17 protein-coding genes are annotated in these 19,938 nt (G+C 45.5%); 2 read left to right on the top strand and 15 right to left on the bottom strand.

Annotation, left to right across the window (positions count from 1 at the left end; genetic code table 11):
- Window positions 1–22 precede the first annotated feature (22 nt).
- Together AC6R05_RS03230 and AC6R05_RS03225 are read left to right on the top strand one after the other, a co-directional pair.
- Window positions 23–1,597 carry a LysM peptidoglycan-binding domain-containing protein gene (locus AC6R05_RS03230; RefSeq protein ID WP_150893728.1) on the top strand — a complete coding sequence of 525 codons (1,575 nt, stop codon included), beginning with the start codon at window positions 23–25 and terminating at the stop codon, window positions 1,595–1,597.
- Entirely contained in the window at window positions 1,594–2,280 is a 687-nt protein-coding gene (locus AC6R05_RS03225) for a YIP1 family protein (protein ID WP_032551716.1), read from the top strand. Before AC6R05_RS03230 ends, AC6R05_RS03225 begins: the two co-directional genes overlap by 4 nt.
- Before the next feature lie 10 nt (window positions 2,281–2,290).
- Here the strand turns inward: AC6R05_RS03225 and AC6R05_RS03220 are convergent, their stop codons facing one another.
- The 15 genes from AC6R05_RS03220 to ispC form a co-directional block, all read right to left on the bottom strand.
- Window positions 2,291–3,133 carry an endonuclease/exonuclease/phosphatase family protein gene (locus AC6R05_RS03220; RefSeq protein WP_500646572.1) on the bottom strand — a complete coding sequence of 281 codons (843 nt, stop codon included), beginning with the start codon at window positions 3,131–3,133 and terminating at the stop codon, window positions 2,291–2,293.
- Window positions 3,134–3,194: 61 nt separating this feature from the next.
- The gene (glnB, locus tag AC6R05_RS03215; RefSeq protein WP_004738609.1) at window positions 3,195–3,533 is read right to left on the bottom strand and encodes a nitrogen regulatory protein P-II; all 339 of its coding nucleotides are present in this window, start codon (window positions 3,531–3,533) and stop codon (window positions 3,195–3,197) included.
- 113 nt (window positions 3,534–3,646) lie between these two features.
- Window positions 3,647–3,958: a c-type cytochrome gene (locus tag AC6R05_RS03210; RefSeq protein ID WP_032551714.1), complete on the bottom strand. Its 312-nt coding sequence runs from the start codon at window positions 3,956–3,958 to the stop codon at window positions 3,647–3,649.
- Between the two features lie 59 nt (window positions 3,959–4,017).
- Window positions 4,018–5,352 (bottom strand): tRNA lysidine(34) synthetase TilS, encoded by a 1,335-nt coding sequence (gene tilS / locus AC6R05_RS03205; RefSeq protein ID WP_285406536.1) that lies wholly within the window; start codon window positions 5,350–5,352, stop codon window positions 4,018–4,020.
- Between the two features lie 116 nt (window positions 5,353–5,468).
- On the bottom strand, window positions 5,469–6,428 hold the full coding sequence (gene accA, locus AC6R05_RS03200) for an acetyl-CoA carboxylase carboxyl transferase subunit alpha (RefSeq protein ID WP_150869120.1): 960 nt from the start codon (window positions 6,426–6,428) through the stop codon (window positions 5,469–5,471).
- Between the two features lie 45 nt (window positions 6,429–6,473).
- On the bottom strand, window positions 6,474–9,953 hold the full coding sequence (gene dnaE, locus AC6R05_RS03195) for a DNA polymerase III subunit alpha (RefSeq protein ID WP_285466116.1): 3,480 nt from the start codon (window positions 9,951–9,953) through the stop codon (window positions 6,474–6,476).
- An 82-nt stretch (window positions 9,954–10,035) separates the two neighbouring features.
- Window positions 10,036–10,710: a ribonuclease HII gene (gene rnhB, locus AC6R05_RS03190; protein ID WP_285406546.1), complete on the bottom strand. Its 675-nt coding sequence runs from the start codon at window positions 10,708–10,710 to the stop codon at window positions 10,036–10,038.
- Complete coding sequence (gene lpxB / locus AC6R05_RS03185) at window positions 10,685–11,881, bottom strand: lipid-A-disaccharide synthase (protein WP_500646571.1); 1,197 nt, start codon at window positions 11,879–11,881, stop codon at window positions 10,685–10,687. The genes rnhB and lpxB overlap by 26 nt, the downstream gene beginning before the upstream one ends.
- 123 nt (window positions 11,882–12,004) lie before the next feature.
- Window positions 12,005–12,793, bottom strand: a complete 789-nt coding sequence (lpxA, locus tag AC6R05_RS03180) for an acyl-ACP--UDP-N-acetylglucosamine O-acyltransferase (RefSeq protein WP_500646570.1) — start codon at window positions 12,791–12,793, stop codon at window positions 12,005–12,007.
- Window position 12,794: 1 nt separating this feature from the next.
- Window positions 12,795–13,247: a 3-hydroxyacyl-ACP dehydratase FabZ gene (fabZ, locus tag AC6R05_RS03175; protein ID WP_032551709.1), complete on the bottom strand. Its 453-nt coding sequence runs from the start codon at window positions 13,245–13,247 to the stop codon at window positions 12,795–12,797.
- Window positions 13,248–13,341: 94 nt separating this feature from the next.
- Entirely contained in the window at window positions 13,342–14,373 is a 1,032-nt protein-coding gene (gene lpxD / locus AC6R05_RS03170; RefSeq protein ID WP_500646569.1) for a UDP-3-O-(3-hydroxymyristoyl)glucosamine N-acyltransferase, read from the bottom strand.
- A 5-nt stretch (window positions 14,374–14,378) separates the two neighbouring features.
- Entirely contained in the window at window positions 14,379–14,879 is a 501-nt protein-coding gene (locus AC6R05_RS03165; protein ID WP_032551707.1) for an OmpH family outer membrane protein, read from the bottom strand.
- 27 nt (window positions 14,880–14,906) lie between these two features.
- Window positions 14,907–17,312 (bottom strand): outer membrane protein assembly factor BamA, encoded by a 2,406-nt coding sequence (gene bamA / locus AC6R05_RS03160; RefSeq protein WP_500646568.1) that lies wholly within the window; start codon window positions 17,310–17,312, stop codon window positions 14,907–14,909.
- A 48-nt stretch (window positions 17,313–17,360) separates the two neighbouring features.
- On the bottom strand, window positions 17,361–18,719 hold the full coding sequence (gene rseP / locus AC6R05_RS03155; protein ID WP_500646567.1) for a sigma E protease regulator RseP: 1,359 nt from the start codon (window positions 18,717–18,719) through the stop codon (window positions 17,361–17,363).
- Window positions 18,716–19,924 carry a 1-deoxy-D-xylulose-5-phosphate reductoisomerase gene (gene ispC / locus AC6R05_RS03150; RefSeq protein ID WP_500646566.1) on the bottom strand — a complete coding sequence of 403 codons (1,209 nt, stop codon included), beginning with the start codon at window positions 19,922–19,924 and terminating at the stop codon, window positions 18,716–18,718. The genes rseP and ispC overlap by 4 nt, the downstream gene beginning before the upstream one ends.
- Window positions 19,925–19,938: the final 14 nt, after the last annotated feature.

Genomic DNA, 19,938 nt, shown 5'->3' with positions numbered 1-19,938 from the left:
CGTTTAAAAAAAAGGCTGTAACATGCGAGTTAAGTACAGCTGGGCTTTGGTATTACTACTTTCTGGTTGCCAATTAACTCAGCCAGATAATCAAGACCAAGCTTCCGAGCAAACCAACACCTCCCCTGCGAAAGAGATTTCTCAATCAGAAGTTTCCGTATCCAAAGCAGAAAAAGAACAACCGAAAGTTGAAGCACCTGTCGTAACTCCACAAACACAACAAGATGTTTGGAAACGCATTGCGATGCAACTTGAAATGGATGTACCTAACCACAAAAAAGTCGACTACTACCGCACTTGGTATTTGAAGCACCCTAACCACCTAAAAACCGTATCGAAACGAGCTGAACCTTTCCTCTACTTGATCACAGAAAAGATTGAAGAGAAAGGCCTACCGCTTGAGCTTGCTCTACTCCCTGTCGTAGAGAGCTCATTTGACGCGTTTGCCTACTCTCATGGTAGTGCTGCCGGTTTGTGGCAATTCATCCCAGGTACCGGTAAATACTATGGCCTTGAACAGAACTTCTGGTACGACGGCCGCCGAGATGTTGCAGCGTCAACTGATGCAGCTCTTGAGTACTTAGAATCACTAAATAAGCGCTTTGATGGTGATTGGAGCCACGCTATTGCTGCTTACAATAGCGGCGGTGGTCGCGTAAATAGCGCGATCCGCAAGAACAAGAAGTTGGGTAAGCCGACAGATTTCTTCTCTCTCGACCTTCCGAAAGAGACCAGTGGCTATGTGCCAAAACTGTTGGCTCTAGCAGATGTGATTGCCAACCAAGAAAAGTACGGCATCGACATTCCACCTATTGCCAACAAACCCGTTCTTAAGCTAGTGAACCCTCAAGAGCAGCTTGATCTGGCGATTGCGGCCAACTACGCGGGCATCCCAGTAAAAGAACTACAAAGTTACAACCCTGCTTACAACCAATGGGCAACTGCGCCGGAGAAACACCAACAACTCCTTCTTCCAATCAATTCGGTTGAACAGTTCAACAAAGAAGTGGCTGCGAACAAGGGTAAAGGCATGAAACTGGTCCGCTATAAGGTGAAGTCAGGCGATAGCATCAGCGTACTTGCTCAGCGTTACAACACCACCAGCAAAGTCATTCGCAGTGCCAATGGCATGTCCAACAACAACATCCGCGTTGGTCAGCACCTAATGATCCCGTCATCAACTAAAGATGACAAAGTCTATGCCCTAAGCGCCTCTAACCGCTTGGCCAATACACAGTCGAAAAGCCGTGGACAATACAAACTGACCCACACTGTAAAAAGTGGCGATAGCCTATGGACGATTGCACGTGCCAATAAAGTCTCTCACCAATCTCTTGCTAAATGGAACGGCATGGGGCCACGAGACACACTACGCATTGGTCAAAATCTAGTCATTTGGAAGAACAGTTCTGATGGCGCGATCATACGAACTGTCTACTACAGCGTAAAATCTGGTGACACAGTCAGCGGTATTGCATCAAAGTTCAAAGTAAAAACTTCGGATGTTGTAAAATGGAACACTTTGCAAAACAAGAAGTACTTGCAGCCAGGCCAAAAGCTCAAGCTGTATGTTGATGTAACTAAGGTAAGTGTATGAACCCGTCAAGTAACCCACTCGTAATGCTGTTGGATATTTTCCGTTCTCCAACCGCGTGTTTCCTAGCGCTGTATCAGCGAGGAGCCTGGGGGTGGCAACCCTACGTTGTCTTAATGCTCAGCCCATTTCTATTTTGGGGTGCCTATTTTTCTAACGTAGATTTCACCTGGTTAAGTGCAGAGTTGACTCGCCAACTTGCACAAACTAACCCGGATCAATTGGAGTTACTTGATAGCAATACACTGCTTGCCAGTGAAATCATCAGTGATGTCTTTGGTCGTACGCTGACTATTGCAATGTTAGCTTTCTGGTTCAACCTAGCAACCAAACCAAGTCAGCATCAACACGGCTACTGGAAATGGTTTGCTGCCTCTGCAGTGATCACCTTCCCAGCCGTGATCGGCGATATTGCTAGCTACGCAAGCCTGCTGCTTAAGCATGGTCAGGTAATGAACTACGCTGCTGACCTGAACAGCATTAATGGTCTGATTAAGCTGCCACTAACCAATGATTGGTCACAGTTTGCAAGCTCATTCCCACTGTTGCTGCCTTGGTACATCGTACTCGGTTACGCAGCGGTACTCACTTGGACTGAGTTTGAACGTGGTCAAGCACTGGTAATCTCGGCACTGCCTTGGGTCGGCTACTACCTAATCTGGGCGCTGTATATTCTAGTGTCTTAATTCAGTCTGATTACTGAACATCAAACGTAACCTGCATAGGGTTATGATCAGAAGCGTCCGATTCGGGCGCTTTTGCGTTTCTCACGGTCAGACCGCGATAGAAGATATGGTCCAGCACTAATCCAGTCACGAACTGAGTTCGATGATCTGGTGTAAAAGTAACCTCAGCTAAACCAACCTCACTCAAAGCTTTCTGTAAAGCCTCAAAGCGGGCTTCACTCCAACTGTTAAAATCTCCAGCAAAGATAATTGGACCACGGTACTCTCGCAATATTGATGTCAGTGCCGATAGCTGTTGTACATAGTCTTCGGTGCCCAGAGTAAAGTTGACCGCGTGAATGTTTACTACCGCAAGCTGCTCCCCATTACTCAATTGATAACGCGACCATAGTGCCGATTTCGGTAACTGTAACCAAGGCTCTTCATGAGTGTAAGCGCAAGCCTCAATAGGAAGATGCGAGGCAAGATTTAGCACCCCAGCGCTTTTATTAAACGCCTCAAATGCGTTGACGCGATTGCTACCCCATAAGCCACTTGTTATCCAAGATTGCATCTCTTCGCTCATGCTCGCCTCTTGAAGCAGCACCAACTGGCTCTCATTGGTCAATGCGTTAAGGGCAATGCGCCAGTTATCACGATTCTGTTTGTAGATATTCCATACCGTCACGTTCAACCCATTCGTGACATCTAGCGCTTGTGGTGCTGAGTTTTGATAGCAGCTATAAACGTCATTGCTGATGGTAGGAGAATCAGTGACAAGATTGGGTTGAGTAGGAATCTTGAAAATCAATTTAAAGCTCGCAAACACAAGCGCAGAGCCAACAGCAAAGCCAAGCAATATTTTCTTCAACATACACCACGCCCTAAAAAATGAAAAAGGAGCGATAATCGCTCCTTTTAGGGTAAATGTTTTTTTAAACGGCGTCTTCGTCTTCTTCGCCAGTGCGGATACGAACCACACGCTCAACGTCGGTAATGAATATCTTACCGTCGCCGATTTTACCGGTCTGTGCTGTCTCGATGATGGTATCAACACATTGATCCGCCACTTCGTCAGTCACTACGATTTCTAGTTTTACTTTTGGAAGAAAATCAACCATGTACTCTGCACCACGGTAAAGCTCAGTATGGCCTTTTTGACGTCCAAAGCCTTTTACTTCAGATACCGTCATGCCCGTAATACCCACTTCAGCCAGTGCTTCACGTACATCATCAAGTTTGAATGGCTTGATAATGGCTTCAATCTTTTTCATGTTCATCCCTTAAACTCTACGAATAGCCCATTATCGAATAGCTATCATAAACATTCAATGAAAAAAGCCAGCGCTAACAAGCACTGGCTTAGAAATCACATTCACATGTAAAACTATTTTAGGCTTGCATAGTAAGCCGCAAGGTTCGCGATATCTGCATCGCTTAACATTGCAGCCTGAGCCTGCATCACAGCAGCAAGGCCGCCATTTCGTTGCTTGTTTTTGTAAGCATTAATTGATGTAACAAGGTACTGCTCGTTTTGACCTTTCAGGTTTGGGTAACCTGGGATCACCGCAATACCGTCAGCACCGTGACAAGCTGCACACACTGCTGCTTTTGCCTGACCTGCTGCAACATCACCTGCTAGAGCATTGCCACTTAATAGTCCCAGTCCAAGGACAAATCCTACTGCTATCTTCTTCATTGCTTATTCCATTGATTATTATTGATATAAGTGCCTTTAAATTGTGCCACAAAGTTCTATTACTTGCTCCAGACAGCTTCACAATCTTGGCCTTGGTAGCGCCTATCAACAAAAAGTCCCATCACCGCTACTACATGCTCTCCATCCATGAGTATCGGTGTTCTTCTGCGTAGCCAACTCGGTACCTTATATTCTTGGAACAGTTTTTTCATTTTTCGGCTATGCCCTCGCCCCACAGGGTGAGCCACTAAACCTTCAGGATTAAATATCACTTTTAATGGGCCAGAAGCATTGGACAGTGAGAAATTGAGCGCGCCTTTTGTCTCTTTCGAGTACTCGTTGCCGATGACGCTTAATGATAGGGAGCCTAGACTATCGGGTAATTTCAGAGACTGGCCCACTTGTAACTCAGCTTGCCAAGATTCTAATGAAGATCGAGATTCGATAATAAACAGCTTGTTGTCAAAGCGTCGCACTTCGGCATGACCTAACACCAAAACTGGATTTGCATCTTGCTGTGCACAAGCGACCTCACTCCACAACAGTTCTAATTGCTTCTGACTTGGCATAACTAGACCATTGTCAGCTAGCCACATTCTTAGTAGCCGTGCGCGCATCAAGCTTGAACACTCTGACAAGCTTTCAATTTTCAAACTATGATAATGGCCAAGTGCTTGGTTCAACTTAGGAACCAGCAATTCATCGAGCAGTAATTCTTGCTCAGCGCATAATTGCGCACTGCGAGTAACCGAGTCAGGGAAAGAGGGCCAGCGCGCCACCAGCTTAGGTGTCACCTCATGACGAATGAAGTTTCGGTCAAAGCGCTGATCTCGATTACTTTCATCTTCGACCCATTCAAGCCCGCTTTGACTAGCAAACGCTTCTATCTCTTGGCGAGAAACACCAAGCAAGGGGCGAATCAAAAAGGCTTCATCAATCGGCATCACTTTTGCCATTGAAGATAGACCTTTAGGTCCACTGCCTCGCTTTAACGCAAGCAAAAACGTCTCTAGCTGATCATCTTGATGCTGCCCGGTAAGCAAAATATCGCCCTTACGTAGGTGTGCTTTTAGCACCCCATAACGTGCATCTCGAGCAAGCTTTTCTAGGCTTTCACTGCTTGATGTATCTAGAGAGACTCGCTCGACATAAAGCTTAACAGCTGACTCTAAACACCATTGCTGACATTGTTCTACCCAAACATCGGCGTTGGTGCTCAAGCCATGATGAACATGAACGGCAATGCACTCAATGCCTTGCTCTTTACCATAACGAGCAGTCAACTCTAACAACACTCGTGAATCAACACCGCCACTGAATGCGATAACAATTCGATTGATAGAAGATGAATGAATTTCGAGTGCAGATGAGAACGCTTGATATAGCTGAGACATTAGAGTTTGGCGGTTGAGAGTAATGCAATAATAATAAAAAAGGGTTGGCACTGAGTCCAACCCTTTCATTCAAACGTTTAGAGCCTGCTTTATTACAGGCAATACACAATTAGCAATTAGCAGTAACCGTAGCTCATTAGACGCTGGTAACGACGCTCTAGTAGCGTATCGTTATCAAATTGCTCTAGCTCTTCAAGCTGCTTAACTAGCGTCTCTTTCATGTTCTCAGCCATTTGGATAGGATCACGATGTGCGCCACCTAACGGCTCTGGGATGATCTCATCGATAAGCTCAAGCTCTTTTAGACGAGGAGCAATTAGGCCCATTGCTTCTGCTGCTTGTGGTGCTTTGTCTGAGTCACGCCATAGAATTGATGCACAACCTTCTGGAGAGATTACTGAGTATGTTGAGTACTGAAGCATGTTCACGTAGTCGCCAACACCGATAGCTAAAGCACCGCCTGAACCACCTTCACCAACAACGTTACAGATAACAGGAACCGTTAGACCCGCCATTACTTTTAGGTTCTTCGCGATCGCTTCAGATTGACCACGCTCTTCTGCGCCAACACCTGGGTATGCACCTGCAGTATCGATGAAAGTAATGATTGGCATGTTGAAACGCTCAGCCGTTTCCATTAGGCGAAGCGCCTTACGGTAACCTTCTGGTTTTGGCATACCAAAGTTACGGATTACTTTTTCTTTAGTCTCACGACCTTTTTGGTGACCAATAACCATAACTGGACGACCGTTTAGACGAGCCATACCACCAACGATCGCTTTGTCGTCAGCGTAAGCACGGTCACCCGCTAGCTCTTCAAATTCAGTGAATACGTTCTCTAGGTAATCTAGCGTGTAAGGACGCTGTGGGTGACGAGCAAGTTGAGCCACTTGCCATGCACCTAAGTCACTAAAGATTTTCTGTTTAAGCTCTAAGCTTTTTTTCTCTAGTTGTTCAATTTCTTTGTCTAGATCTACCGCAGCATCACCACCGTGACGAGAAACGTCACGTAGCGCTTCAATTTTTGCTTCAAGTTCAGCGATAGGCTTTTCAAATTCTAGAAAGTTCAGGCTCATCTATGAATCCTTGTTGACTCAGCTCCCATTAGCAAGAGCTGAATTTTAGTTAAATTCGAGTTCTACTTGGCTATTTCCAAGTAGCTGTTTTAATTCATCTATCAATGTATCACTTGGCGTTACGCGCCATTCTGTGCCCAATGTTAACCGCGCTCTAGCGTCGGCACGCTGGTAGTATACATTGACTGGGACCGTTCCGGCTCTATATGGTTCTAAGATTTGGCTAAAACGCTCAAAAAATTGACCATTAATTTGTGATTGATCGATAGAAATCGATAATCCGCGAGCATATTTTTCTCGGGCGCTTCCTAAGTCCATGACCTCGCGCGCGGACATTTTAAGCCCACCATTGAAGTCATCAAAGCTGACCTGTCCGGAAACGACCACAATTTTGTCTTTTTCGAGCAATTCTGCGTAGCGTTCGAGCGCATCTGAGAACAACATCACTTCCATTCGACCAGATCGATCGTCGATCGTCATCAAGCCGATTCGTGTACCACGTTTAGTGGTCATCACTCGAGCCGCAATCACTAAGCCGGCAATCGTCAGTGACTGATCGCGACGAGTCGGTGTCGCATCTTTTAGGCGGCAACTAGTGTATTTGGCAAGCTCTTTAATATACGCATTAACCGGGTGACCTGTTAGGTATAGGCCTAGAGTTTCTCTTTCCCCTTCTAACCATACCTTCTCTGGCCATTTAGGTACCTGAGTATATTTCTGTTCGACCTCTTCTGGCGCATCAGTCAACACACCAAACATATCCGATTGACCGAACGATTCAGCGTGGTGATGTTGGCTCGCCGCTTTCACCGCATCGTTAAGCGAAGCCATCATTGCCGCTCGGTGTGGACCTAAACGATCGAGTGCACCCGACATAATGAGCTTTTCAATAACACGCTTATTGACTTTCTTGAGGTCGATACGAGCACAGAAATCAAACAGGTCTTTAAAATACCCGCCCTTGTTTCTGGCTTCGATGATCGCTTCAATCGGGCCTTCACCTACCCCTTTAATCGCGCCAATGCCGTAAACAATCGCCCCGTCTTCATCTACATTGAAGCGGTATAAGCCAGAGTTGATATCTGGCGGCAGCAGCTTCAACTTCATACGGAAACACTCATCCACAAGGCCGATGACCTTCTCAGTGTTATCCATATCCGCTGTCATTACCGCAGCCATAAATTCAGCAGGATAGTGCGTTTTCAGCCATAGAGTTTGATAAGAAACCAGAGCATAGGCAGCAGAGTGAGATTTGTTAAAACCGTAGCCTGCAAACTTCTCTACCAAGTCGAAGATTTTCATGGCCAGTTCGCCATCTACTCCGTTGGCTTCTGCACCCTCTTTAAAAGTACCGCGCTGCTTCGCCATCTCTTCTGGCTTTTTCTTACCCATCGCACGACGCAACATATCTGCGCCACCTAGCGTATAACCCGCGAGGATTTGGGCAATCTGCATTACCTGCTCTTGATACAAGATAATGCCGTAGGTTGGCTCAAGCGTCTCTTTTAACGATTCGTGTTGCCATGTTTCATCTGGGTATGAAATAGCTTCTCGGCCGTGCTTACGGTCGATAAAGTTATCTACCATGCCCGATTGCAGTGGCCCCGGACGAAACAGCGCTACCAATGCGATAATATCTTCGAAACAGTCAGGTTGAAGACGTTTGATTAGATCTTTCATACCACGAGATTCCAGCTGGAATACCGCAGTAGTTTCTGAATTTTGTAACAGGTTGAACGACGCTTGGTCATCTAACGGAATCGATTCGATACGAACTGGATCTTTGCCTTCGCGCTCAAGTCTTGGGTTTACTAACCCTAACGCCCAGTCGATAATTGTCAGAGTACGCAGACCCAAGAAGTCAAACTTAACCAGACCTGCAGTTTCTACGTCGTTCTTATCAAACTGAGTTACCGGGAAGTTACCCTCGGCATCAGCATAGATAGGTGCAAAGTCCGTGATGGTGGTTGGTGAGATTACAACACCACCCGCGTGCTTACCGGCGTTACGAGTACAACCTTCAAGGATACGACATTTGTCGATCAGCTCACGCACCTCTTCATCACCATCATACAGCTCTGGCAATGCTGGCTCAGCTTTAAAGGCTTTGTCGAGAGTCATTCCCGGATCAGGCGGGACGAGTTTGGAGATTCGATCAACGAAGCCAAACGGGTGACCAAGTACACGCCCCACGTCGCGAATGACCGCTTTTGCCGCCATGGTACCGAACGTGATGATCTGAGATACCGCATCACGACCATACATTTCTGCTACGTGGTCAATAACCTGGTCACGCTTATCCATACAGAAGTCGATATCGAAATCGGGCATTGAGACACGTTCTGGGTTCAAGAAACGTTCGAAGAGGAGATCGTATTCAAGTGGATCAAGATCGGTGATATCCAACGCGTAGGCCACCAGCGAACCCGCACCCGAACCACGACCAGGGCCTACCGGTACATCATTATCTTTAGACCACTGGATGAACTCCATTACGATCAAGAAGTAACCCGGGAAACCCATGTTATTAATTACTTCAAGTTCGACTTTCAAACGATCGTCATACTCTGGTCTGCGCTCGGCACGTACTTGTTCATCAGGGAAAAGAAACGCAAGACGGCGCTCTAAGCCCTCTTCAGATTTCTTAATCAAGAAGTCTTCAATTGCCAGACCTTCTGTCGGAAAGTTTGGTAGGAAGTACTCACCTAAACGAACCGTAACGTTACAACGCTTAGCAATCTCAACACTGTTTTCTAGAGCTTCTGGAATGTCAGCAAAGAGCTCGCACATCTCTTCTTCACTACGAAGATATTGCTGCTCACTGTAGTTTTTAGGGCGTCGAGGGTCTTCTAAAGTGTACCCATCATGAATCGCGACTCGAATCTCGTGCGCTTCGAACAAGTCTTCTGAGATAAAGACTACTTCGTTGGTCGCAACCACTGGCAGTTCTACTCGTTCTGCAAGATCCAGAGCAAAGTGCAGGTAAGACTCTTCATCAGGACGACCAGTACGAATCAATTCAAGATAAAAGCGATCGGAAAAGTGTTCTTTGTAGAAAGCAACACAGCTATCGACAAGAGCTTGATTGCCCTTCAATAGTGCTTTACCAATCTCGCCGTCTTTCGCACCAGATAGAATAATTAAGCCTTCCGCATTCTCAATCAGCCATTCTTTATCAATAACAGGGTGGTGTTGAACATGCCCACGAAGATAGGCTTTCGATATCAAAAGAGTTAGGTTATTGTAACCCTTGTTGTCCGTCGCTAGCACGGTTAAACGTGTAAGCTCTTCACCAAACTCTGGAGACTGCATCAGGAAGTCTGCACCAATGATAGGCTTTACACCACAGCCATGAGCTGTGCCATAAAACTTCACCAGACCACATAAGTTGGTAAAGTCGGTGAGCGCCATCGCAGGCATGCCCATCTCAGCAACTTTTTTCACCAACGGCGGTACTTTGGAGAGTCCATCGACCATTGAAAAGTCACTATGAACACGAAGGTGGACGAATTTAGGATCTGACATTCTTCTTCCTGATTTCTAGGCTAAGCCTAGGGGGTAACAACGTTTTATTAATTCTATGAGTTTCTGTTGGCCAACGCGACTGCTAATCAAGCCCTAAAATGCGTTTTACAGGCTTAAAGCTCTTACGATAATGCTCAGTCACACCATGTTTTTCAATAGCTTCAAAGTGTGCTTTGGTTGGATAGCCTTTATGTTTCGCAAAACCAAATTCAGGATGTAGCTTGTCCAACTCTTCCATCTCTTGGTCTCTCACCACCTTGGCAATGATCGAAGCTGCACTGATTTCTGCAACTCGAAGATCGCCTTTGACAACGGCTTGACCTGCCATTGGTAAATCAGGTACTCGGTTACCATCAATCAATGCCATATCAGGTTGTACACTCAAACCAGCGATCGCACGCTGCATCGCAACCATGGTCGCTTGAAGGATATTTAACTCATCGATTTCTTGAGGAGAGCAGCGTCCTACAGACCACGCTAGCGCTTTCTCTTTGATCTCAGGCAATAGGGCCAAACGTTTCTTTTCTGACAACTTCTTTGAGTCATTAAGCCCTTCAATTGGGTTGTTTGGGTCAAGAATTACCGCTGCGGTTACCACATCACCGACCAAAGGCCCACGACCAACTTCATCAACGCCAGCAAACAACTGGTAGCCTGCTGGGTACTCGAAAGGAGGAAGCTCTTTTTTATCTTTTACAGCCATAGTGTTCTCTTGGGCATTTAGTAATCTGTTATTTGTCTTGCGTTGACCAGCCAATCAGCTTCAACACTTGGTTCGCCGCTTGTTTATCAGCATCTTTACGAATCCAGTGGTGCATCTCGGTAAAGCGCTCGATTAAAGCAGAGTTATCACGAGAAAGCATGGCATCTACCGACGGGAATAAGAAGTCAGGGTGACACTCTTCAAGGATGTGCTCCTTAACGATCTCTTCGCCAGCAAGAATGTTAGGCAAAGAAACAAACTCGGTAATCGCTAGCTTCTTAACAATGTAGCCCGTCAGTTTATTTACCTTATAACCAACCACCATCGGGCGTTTCAGTAGCATACATTCCAGCGCAACCGTACCAGAAGCGAGTAGTACTGAATCGGCAGCGGTAATTACATTGCGCGCAGTATCTTGCACAATAACAAAATCAAGCTCTGGTGCTGTTGCCTTCCAGATCTCGGTAAACTGCTGTTTGCGGGTCTCATTCACAGCTGCGACAACAAAGCCGATATCCGGGTACTTTTCATGAATGCGTTGGCAAGTTTCGATAAATGGTTGAGCAATCAGCTTCATTTCACCGCCACGGCTGCCAGGAAGCACGGCTAACCACTTCTTGTCTTGCTCTAAACCGAGCAATTCACGCGCTTCTGCCTGATTTGGCTCTAATGGAATCGCATCAGCTAACGTATGCCCAACGAACTCACACGCAACGTTATATTTGTCGTAAAACGCCTTTTCGAATGGAAGGAATGCTAATACTAAGTCGGTCGCTTTATCGATTTTGAAGATACGTTTAGGACGCCATGCCCACACTGATGGACTCACATAGTGAACCGTTTTAATACCTGCATTTTTTAGGTCTAACTCAAGGCGTAAATTGAAATCTGGCGCATCAATGCCAATAAAAACGTCTGGTGGGTTACTCGTGAAATACTTCACCAACTCCACCTTAACTTTCAGCAATCGTGGCAGTCTTCCAAGCACTTCCACCAAACCCATTACAGCAAGCTCTTCCATTTCGAACAGAGACTCGCAGCCCAAGGCTTTCATTTTTGGACCACCAATACCAACAAACTCCGCATTAGGATACTGCTCTTGAATCGCTTTCATGAAGCCTTCACCTAGGGTATCACCAGAGAGTTCACCAACAACAATACCCACTCTTAATCGGCGTTCAGAAGGCGCTTGATTATGATTTGATTGCATCGTTTCTACTGACATAAACCTTTCCTGATTCCTTACGGCTTAAAACAAAAAAGATCGCTTATGTGAGAGCGATCTTTTTGTTAATGGGTGAATGAAACTGTGAATACACACATAAACGCCATTTACCCTGTCATTTTACTATCGGATAATTCCGCGCTCTGAGTTTTCAAGCATTTCAAGCATTGGGTTGATCGATGGGAATTCATTCGCCATCTCTACCAATGTCTCTTTTGCTTCGTCTAGCGTTTTACCTGAACGGTAGATTTCTTTATACGCTTTTTGTAGCGCACGAATCTCAGGCTTCTCGAAACCATTACGCTTCAAACCAACAAGGTTCAAGCCAAATGGCGCCGCATGGTTACCTTGAGCCAGAACATATGGAAGTACATCTTGTACAACTGCAGAACAGCCGCCAATGTAAGCATAAACACCGATAGAGCAGAATGGGTGGATAGCAGATAGCGCCATAACACCGGCGTAATCACCAACCGTTACGTGACCACCCAGGATAGCATTGTTACCAATGTGGGTGTGGTTACCAACAATAACGTCATGCGCTACGTGAGCGTTAACACAAAGCAGGTTGTCATCACCAATCACTGTGGTCGCTTTATCTTGAACCGTACCACGGTGAATTTGAACCGCTTCACGAATCACGTTGCGATCACCAATAACTACCGTCGTATCTTCACCACCGTACTTTTTATCTTGGTTCTCTTCACCAATCACAGCATGCGGGAAGATTCGGTTATCTTTACCGATTGTCGTGTGACCTTTAATCACAACATGCGACATAACTTCAGTGCCTTCACCAATAGTTACGTTGCCAGAAATGTAAGTGAATGGCCCCACAGATACGTTTGCACCAATGGTCACCTCACCTTCTATTACCGCTGCTGGGTGAATGTTTGCTGTTTCATGGATCATATTAAAACTCTCTACGAGCGCATTTTAGTTCAGCTGAACATACTACTTCACCGTCCACTTTTGCTACACCATTGAATGATGCGATGCCACGGCGTTCTTTAAGGAATTCCACTTCAATAACAAGCTGGTCACCAGGGACTACTGGCTTGCGAAACTTAGCTTTATCAACACTCGCAAAGTAGTAAAGCTCATTCTCTGATGGTGCACCAAAAGATTTAAATGCAAGCAGACCTGTTGCTTGAGCCATTGCTTCAAGAATCAACACACCTGGGAATACAGGAAGTTGTGGGAAGTGGCCAGTAAACTGAGGCTCGTTCACAGAGACATTCTTAATCGCTGTCAGTGTTTTCTCTTCTTCAAAGTGAGTAACACGGTCGATCATTAGGAATGGGTAGCGATGAGGTAGTAGTTCCTGAATTTCAGTAATGTTCATCGTTTTCTGTTCAGTAGTCAAAGTCGTATTCCTATTTGTATTCTTTAGTCAATTAAAGGGATTATAAACGAAAAAGACCCGCATGACGCGAGCCTTTTAATTAGAAATGCTGGAATTATGATTCCGAGCCCTTCTCGATAAGTTTTTCAACAGTTTTCAGACGCTTGTTCATCTCATCAATACGGTGAACGCGCGTTGCCGTTTTACGCCACTCTTTATTTGGCTGTAAAGGAATACCTGAAGAGTACATACCTTTCTCAGTGATGCTACGCATAACCATACCCATACCGGTAATCGTTACGCCATCAGCGATCTCAATATGACCATTGATAACGCTACCACCACCAATGATACAGTACTTACCTATCGTTGTGCTGCCAGCGACGATAGTACCACCCGCCAACGCTGAACCATATCCGATGTGAACGTTATGAGCAATTTGCATCTGGTTATCAATGATTACGTTATCTTCAATAACAGTGTCATCTAGCGCACCACGGTCAATCGTCGTACATGCACCAATCTCAACACGGTTACCAATGCGAACGGTGCCGACTTGAGGAATCTTAATCCACTCGCCTTTCTCATTCGCATAACCAAAGCCATCAGAACCAATCACTGTACTTGATTGAACCAAACATGCTTCACCTAACACGACTTCATGGTAGATGCTCACATTAGCCCACAGCTTAGTGCCTGAGCCAATTTTCGCATTTTTGCCGATGAAACAGCCGGCACCAACTACAACGTTATCACCCAGTTCAACACCAGATTCAATCACCGCATTCGCACCGATAGATACGTTAGCACCTAAAACCGCTGACTCAGCAATCACTGCAGAATCTGCGATAGCCGAAGCCGGTTCAGGAGTAGTATCAAGAGCTTGTGCCACTTTCGCAAACGCAACATATGGATCATCAACCACAATTACGTGAGTTGTGCACAGTTCGCGTTCACTCTCTTTTACCATCACAGCAGAGGCTTTGCATTCAGCTAAGTGCTTGCTGTACTTTGCATTTGAAAGGAATGTCACATCCCCTTTTTGTGCCTTATCCATTGGAGCTACTGCCGAGACAACCACGCTGCCTTCACCATGTAGCTCACCTCCGGTAATTTCTGCCAGTTCGGCTAAAGTCAGATTCTTCATAGAGCTTATTTCAGTGATTTGATTACTTTCTCAGAGATATTGTATTCAGGTTTCGCGTATTGAAGTGTAGAGATGTCTACGATCATGTCGTAGCCCTCTTTCTCAGCTACTTTTTCTACTGCTTCTTGAATCACTTTAAATAGCTTCTGCTTCTCTTGAGCTTCACGACGTTGACTCGCTTTCTCAAGCGCTTGCGCTTTAATCTTGTACTTGCTGTCTAGTTGACCAACTTCAATACGCAGTTTTTCAACTTCTTCTGGACCAAGTAGCTCGCCATCACGCTTTAGCTTCTCAATCTTGGTTTGAGCTTCTGCTTGAATGCTTTGCAGTTCAGCCGCTTTGTCTTTGAACTCTTCCTGCATTTTTTGAAGAACAACTTCACGCTGAGGTAGAGCTTGGAATACTTGTGCAGTGTTCACGTAGCCAATTTTCTGTGCCGCTTCTGCAGCTGTTGCAAAGAAAGAAGAGCTAAGAACGATTAGGCCTAGACCTGCTGCTTTCATCATATTTTTCAAAATATTGTCCTTTAAGTATTAGAAAGTTCTACCAATGGTGAATGTGAAGAACTCTTCATCATCACCTTCGTAAATTTTAATTGGTTTAGCTAGAGAGAAAACCAGTGGTCCCATTGGCGACATCCACTGTAGGGCTGCACCGTATGAAGAACGATAATGTGTTGGGTCAGAGTAATCGTAGTAGTACTGAGAGCCGTTACTCGGCGCTTCACGATCGACAAACTCTGTATCCCATACACTTGCCATATCGAAGAACACACTGGTTCGAATCTGGCTGCGAGCCTCATCTGAAGCAAATGGCGTCGGTACAATTAACTCTAAGCTTGCAAGTGCGATTGCGTTACCACCAATTGAGTCATCAGTTGCTGTATCGTAAGTCGGGTTGTTACCCGTGCTGTTTGAGTAAACAGCCTTTGGACCAGCAGAGTTAGAGCCGAATCCACGCAACGTTGTGAAGCCACCAGCGTAGTAGTTCTCGTAGAATGGGAACAGGTTGTCATTACCATCTGTCTGGCCATAACCATTACCATAGCCTAAACGACCACGCATCAGTAGCGTAAACTCATGCTTTTTAGTCAGCGGGATGTAATGTTTTACATCGTACTGCATCTTGAAGTACTTAACGTCAGAGCCTGGTACTGTCATTTTAGCGAAAGCACGTTGGTGGTTACCCGCAGTTGGGAAGAAGCCACGGTTCAGATTGTTACGCGTCCAAGCGATGTTGATGTCGAAATCATCGGTAAGGATGTTTTCATCACCATATTGGTTGATACTTCTAGCAAACTGTTCAACTTGAATATAGGTAGGAACATTACCGATCTTGTTGTGGGTGTAACCGACACCAAACTCAAGACGGTTTAGTTCATCCATAGGGAAACCCCAAGTCAGGCTGGTACCATAACTTTGGTTGGTATAGTCAACAATACCCGCTTCCGATGCTTCAAATTCGTTGTAGAAGATCTTACCACCCAAACTCACACCATCAAGGTTCCAGTATGGGTCGCGATAGTCCAAGCTCACATTCTTTTGGTAATCGTTCATCATGGCACTGACACCAACACGATTACCAGAGCCCGCAAAGTTATCTTGCTGAAGACCAACTTGGAAACTGATGCCTGATTCAGTACCGTAGCCGACACCAAAGTTAATGCTACCCGAGTTTGCTTCTTTCACGTTGTAAACCAAATCAACTTGGTCTTCGGTACCCGGAACACGTACCGTCTGAACATCAACGGTCTCGAAGAAGCCCAAACGATTCAAGCGGCTTTTACCCGTATCAATAGACTTCGAGTTAAGCCAGCTGCCTTCCATTTGACGCATTTCACGACGTAGTACTTCATCTTTAGTTGAGTTGTTACCCGTGAAACGGATATCACGCACGTAGATACGGCTGCCCGCTTCTACGTTAATAACCAAAGAAACTTCCTGACTCTCATCGTCAAATTCAGGAATAGTACGTACTTGTGGGTAGGCATAGCCTGACTCACCTAGGATACGCTTAACGTTCTCTTCTAGAGAGGTCACCGCAGAACCGTTGTAGGTATCACCCTCTTCAAACGGTACCAGCGCTTCGAAGTCCGCTTCTCGACCAATAAGCTCACCACGGAACTTAACGTCTTTCACCTTATAAGGCTTACCTTCATCTAGGCCAAGCGTAATGTACACGCCCTTCTTATCAGGTGAGATAGAGACTTGAGTCGAATCAACTTGGAATTTTAAGTAACCACGGTCCAGGTAGTATGATTTCAACGCTTCAATATCACCCGCAAGCACTTGCTTCTGATATTTTTCGTCCGCTAAGAAGTTCCACCAAGCAACATCCACATTAAGGTTAAAGCGGCTCAACAACTCCTCATCACTGTATACTTCGTTACCGATGAAGTTGATCTGTTGGATCTTCGCAGATACACCTTCAGTGAACACAAACTTAAGGTCTGAACGGTTACGAGGGAGAGGTGTTACCACCGCTTTTACAGTCGCGTTGTATTTACCCACGCTGTAGTAAAAGTCTTCTAACCCTTTTTCAATGTTGCTCAGCGTCGTACGATCTAGCGCTTCACCTTCACGCACACCTGATGCATCTAGGTTTTGCTGAAGCTGCTCTTCTTTAATCGCTTTGTTGCCAGAAAAAGAGATACTAGCGATTGTTGGACGCTCTTTAACTTGAACAATCAACACACCTTCATCACGTAATACTTTTACGTTCTCAAAGTTGCCTGATGCGTAAAGCGCACGAATGATCTCAGATACATCGCTTTCGTCTACTTGGTCGCCAATACGCACTGGCATTTTCAAGAGAGCAGCACCTAATGCTACGCGTTGTAGGCCTTCAATCTTAATATCTTGAACTACGAAGTTTTCTGCTCCATTCGCAGCCACGCTTGTGGCCAATAGACTTGCGAACAGAATTTGCTTAATCGCCATACTTATTCTAATTATTCCTTGCTACTACCAAAGCCTGTGAGGAACCATTCACAGACGAGTAAAGTCGTTAAATATTGCTAGGGCCATCAGTGAGAAGATAATCGCACTGCCCACTCGGTATCCCATCTCTTGTACCTTTTCTGGTACAGGTTTACGAGTAATTGCCTCAATAGCGAAAAAGAGCAAATGACCGCCATCTAACATAGGCAGCGGTACTAAATTAATAATGCCTAAGTTCACACTAATCAGAGCTAAGAAACCTAAGAAATAAACCAAGCCATAATCTGCTGTAGTGCCCGCACCTTTAGCAATCGAGATTGGCCCACTTAGGTTATTTAACCCTACATCACCCACGATAAGCTTCTTAAGCATCGTCAGTGTTAGGTCAATGATTTGACCCGTTTTATCAATCGCCTTTCCTACTGCTTCAAATACACCAAATTGCAGCTCAAAGCGATAGTCTTCCGGCCATTCTGCGACTTCTGGAGCAATACCAGCATAACCGATTGAACTACCATCAGACAGTTCACGAGATTTCGGTGTTAACGTCAGCTCAATTTGATAGCCGTTGCGGTCGACAGCGATATTCAATGCTTGTTCAGGATTAGAGCGAATGGCTTCGACCACCATCGGCCAATCATTCACCTCTATGCCATCAATGCTGACAATCTGGTCACCTACTTCAAAGCCTGCTGAATACGCCGCACCATCTTCCATTACCTGAGCAAGCGTTGTTGAGATTTCAGGAGAAAATGGTTTGAAGCCTAAGGTCGACATTGCCGATTCTGTTTCAGGGTCAAAAGACCATTGAGTCAGATCAAGAGTCAACTTTTGTTCTAGACCAATATTGTCTTGAGTAGCTACGGTCACTGTCATGCTGTCATCACCAATATGTGAGATCAGACCAATGTTCACAGATTCCCAATCAGCGGTTTTGATTCCTGAAATAGATTTAAGTTCCATTCCAGATTCAATTCCTGCTTGAGCAGCTATAGATTGCGGAGCCACCTCACCAATTACGGGCTTAACTGCAGGCACACCTATCAAAAAGACTAACCAATAGGCAAAAATGGCGAACAAAAAGTTAAACGCTGGGCCAGCACCCACAATCGCCGTTCGCTTCCACAAAGGCTTCTTATCAAAAGCGTATTGTTGCTGCTCTTCGGTGACGTCATCGACTCGACCGTCGAGCATTTTAACGTAGCCACCAAGAGGAATAATCGACAGGCTGTACTCGGTGCCATCTTTTCCGACTTTGCTCCAGATTGATTTACCAAAACCAATCGAAAACTTTTCAACTTTTACGCCACAGCGACGAGCGACCCAAAAATGGCCAAACTCATGAACTGCGACCAGTATCCCTAACGCAACGATGAAGGATACGAAGTTCCATAAAATTCCACTCATAACAACTGCTCTTCAATAAACTGAACGGCAAGGTTTCGTGACATAGTATCTAGCTCTAGCAAGCTTTCCAAGCTATCTAGACTTTCAGACGTGTGCTGTTCACAGACTTTGTTCATAACGTGTTCGTTAATCACAGCAATGTCGGTAAATTTCACTTTTTCATTTAAGAATGCATCCACCGCCACTTCATTTGCAGCATTAATTGCCGTTGTAGCATGCTGTCCAAGATAACAAGCTTCAATGGCCAGTTTTAAGCATGGGTAGCGTGCATAATCCGGCTCTAAGAAAGTCAACTCACCTACTTTGGTAAAATCGAGAGGCTTCACACCAGCATCGATACGGTCTGGGTAAGACATCGTCAGTGCGATTGGCGTTGCCATATCAGGCTCGCCCATTTGTGCCAATACTGAACCGTCTTTGTATTGCACCATAGAGTGAATCACTGACTGCGGATGAATAATCACTTTCAGCTGCTCTTGAGATGCATTAAAAAGCCATTTCGCTTCAATGTACTCAAGGCCTTTATTCATCATAGTCGCAGAGTCGACTGAGATCTTAGGCCCCATAGACCAGTTAGGGTGCGCTATCGCTTTTTGCGGAGTCACCGACTCCAGCTCAGATACTTCTGTGTAGCGGAATGGACCGCCAGATCCAGTCAAAAGGATATGGTTGATGCCGTTTTCGGCAAGGTCGCAACGGCCAAGTTGAGTTTGAACTCGCTCTGGCAAGCATTGGAAAATCGCATTGTGCTCACTGTCGACAGGAAGCAGTTCAGCACCGTACTTTTCGACGGCATCGATAAACAACTGCCCCGACATAACCAAAGCTTCTTTGTTTGCAAGCAAAATACGCTTACCAGCCTTTACCGCAGACATCGTTGGCAACAAACCAGCAGCACCAACAATAGCTGCCATCACTGTATCGACATGGTCTAAAGCCGCAACCTGACACATGCCATCATTGCCACTTAACACTACCGTTGAAACAGAGTCTTGTTGCAGCTGACGCTCTAGTTCTTCAGCCGCTTGAGGACACGCCATAGCAACGTACTCTGGCTGCCACTTAGTCACTAGCGCTCGCATTTTTTCTACATTAGAACCCGCAGATAGCGCCACAATATTGTATTGAGTAGGATTCTGTTCAACGACTCTTAGGGTGCTCGCACCAATTGAGCCTGTTGCGCCAAGGATAGTTAGATTTCGCATCTCAGTAAGACCGT

This window comes from Vibrio sp. R11-SG3-ISO9, from assembly GCF_059834255.1.
Note: the sequence above shows the minus strand (reverse complement) of the source record. Positions and strands in the feature narration are given on the sequence as shown.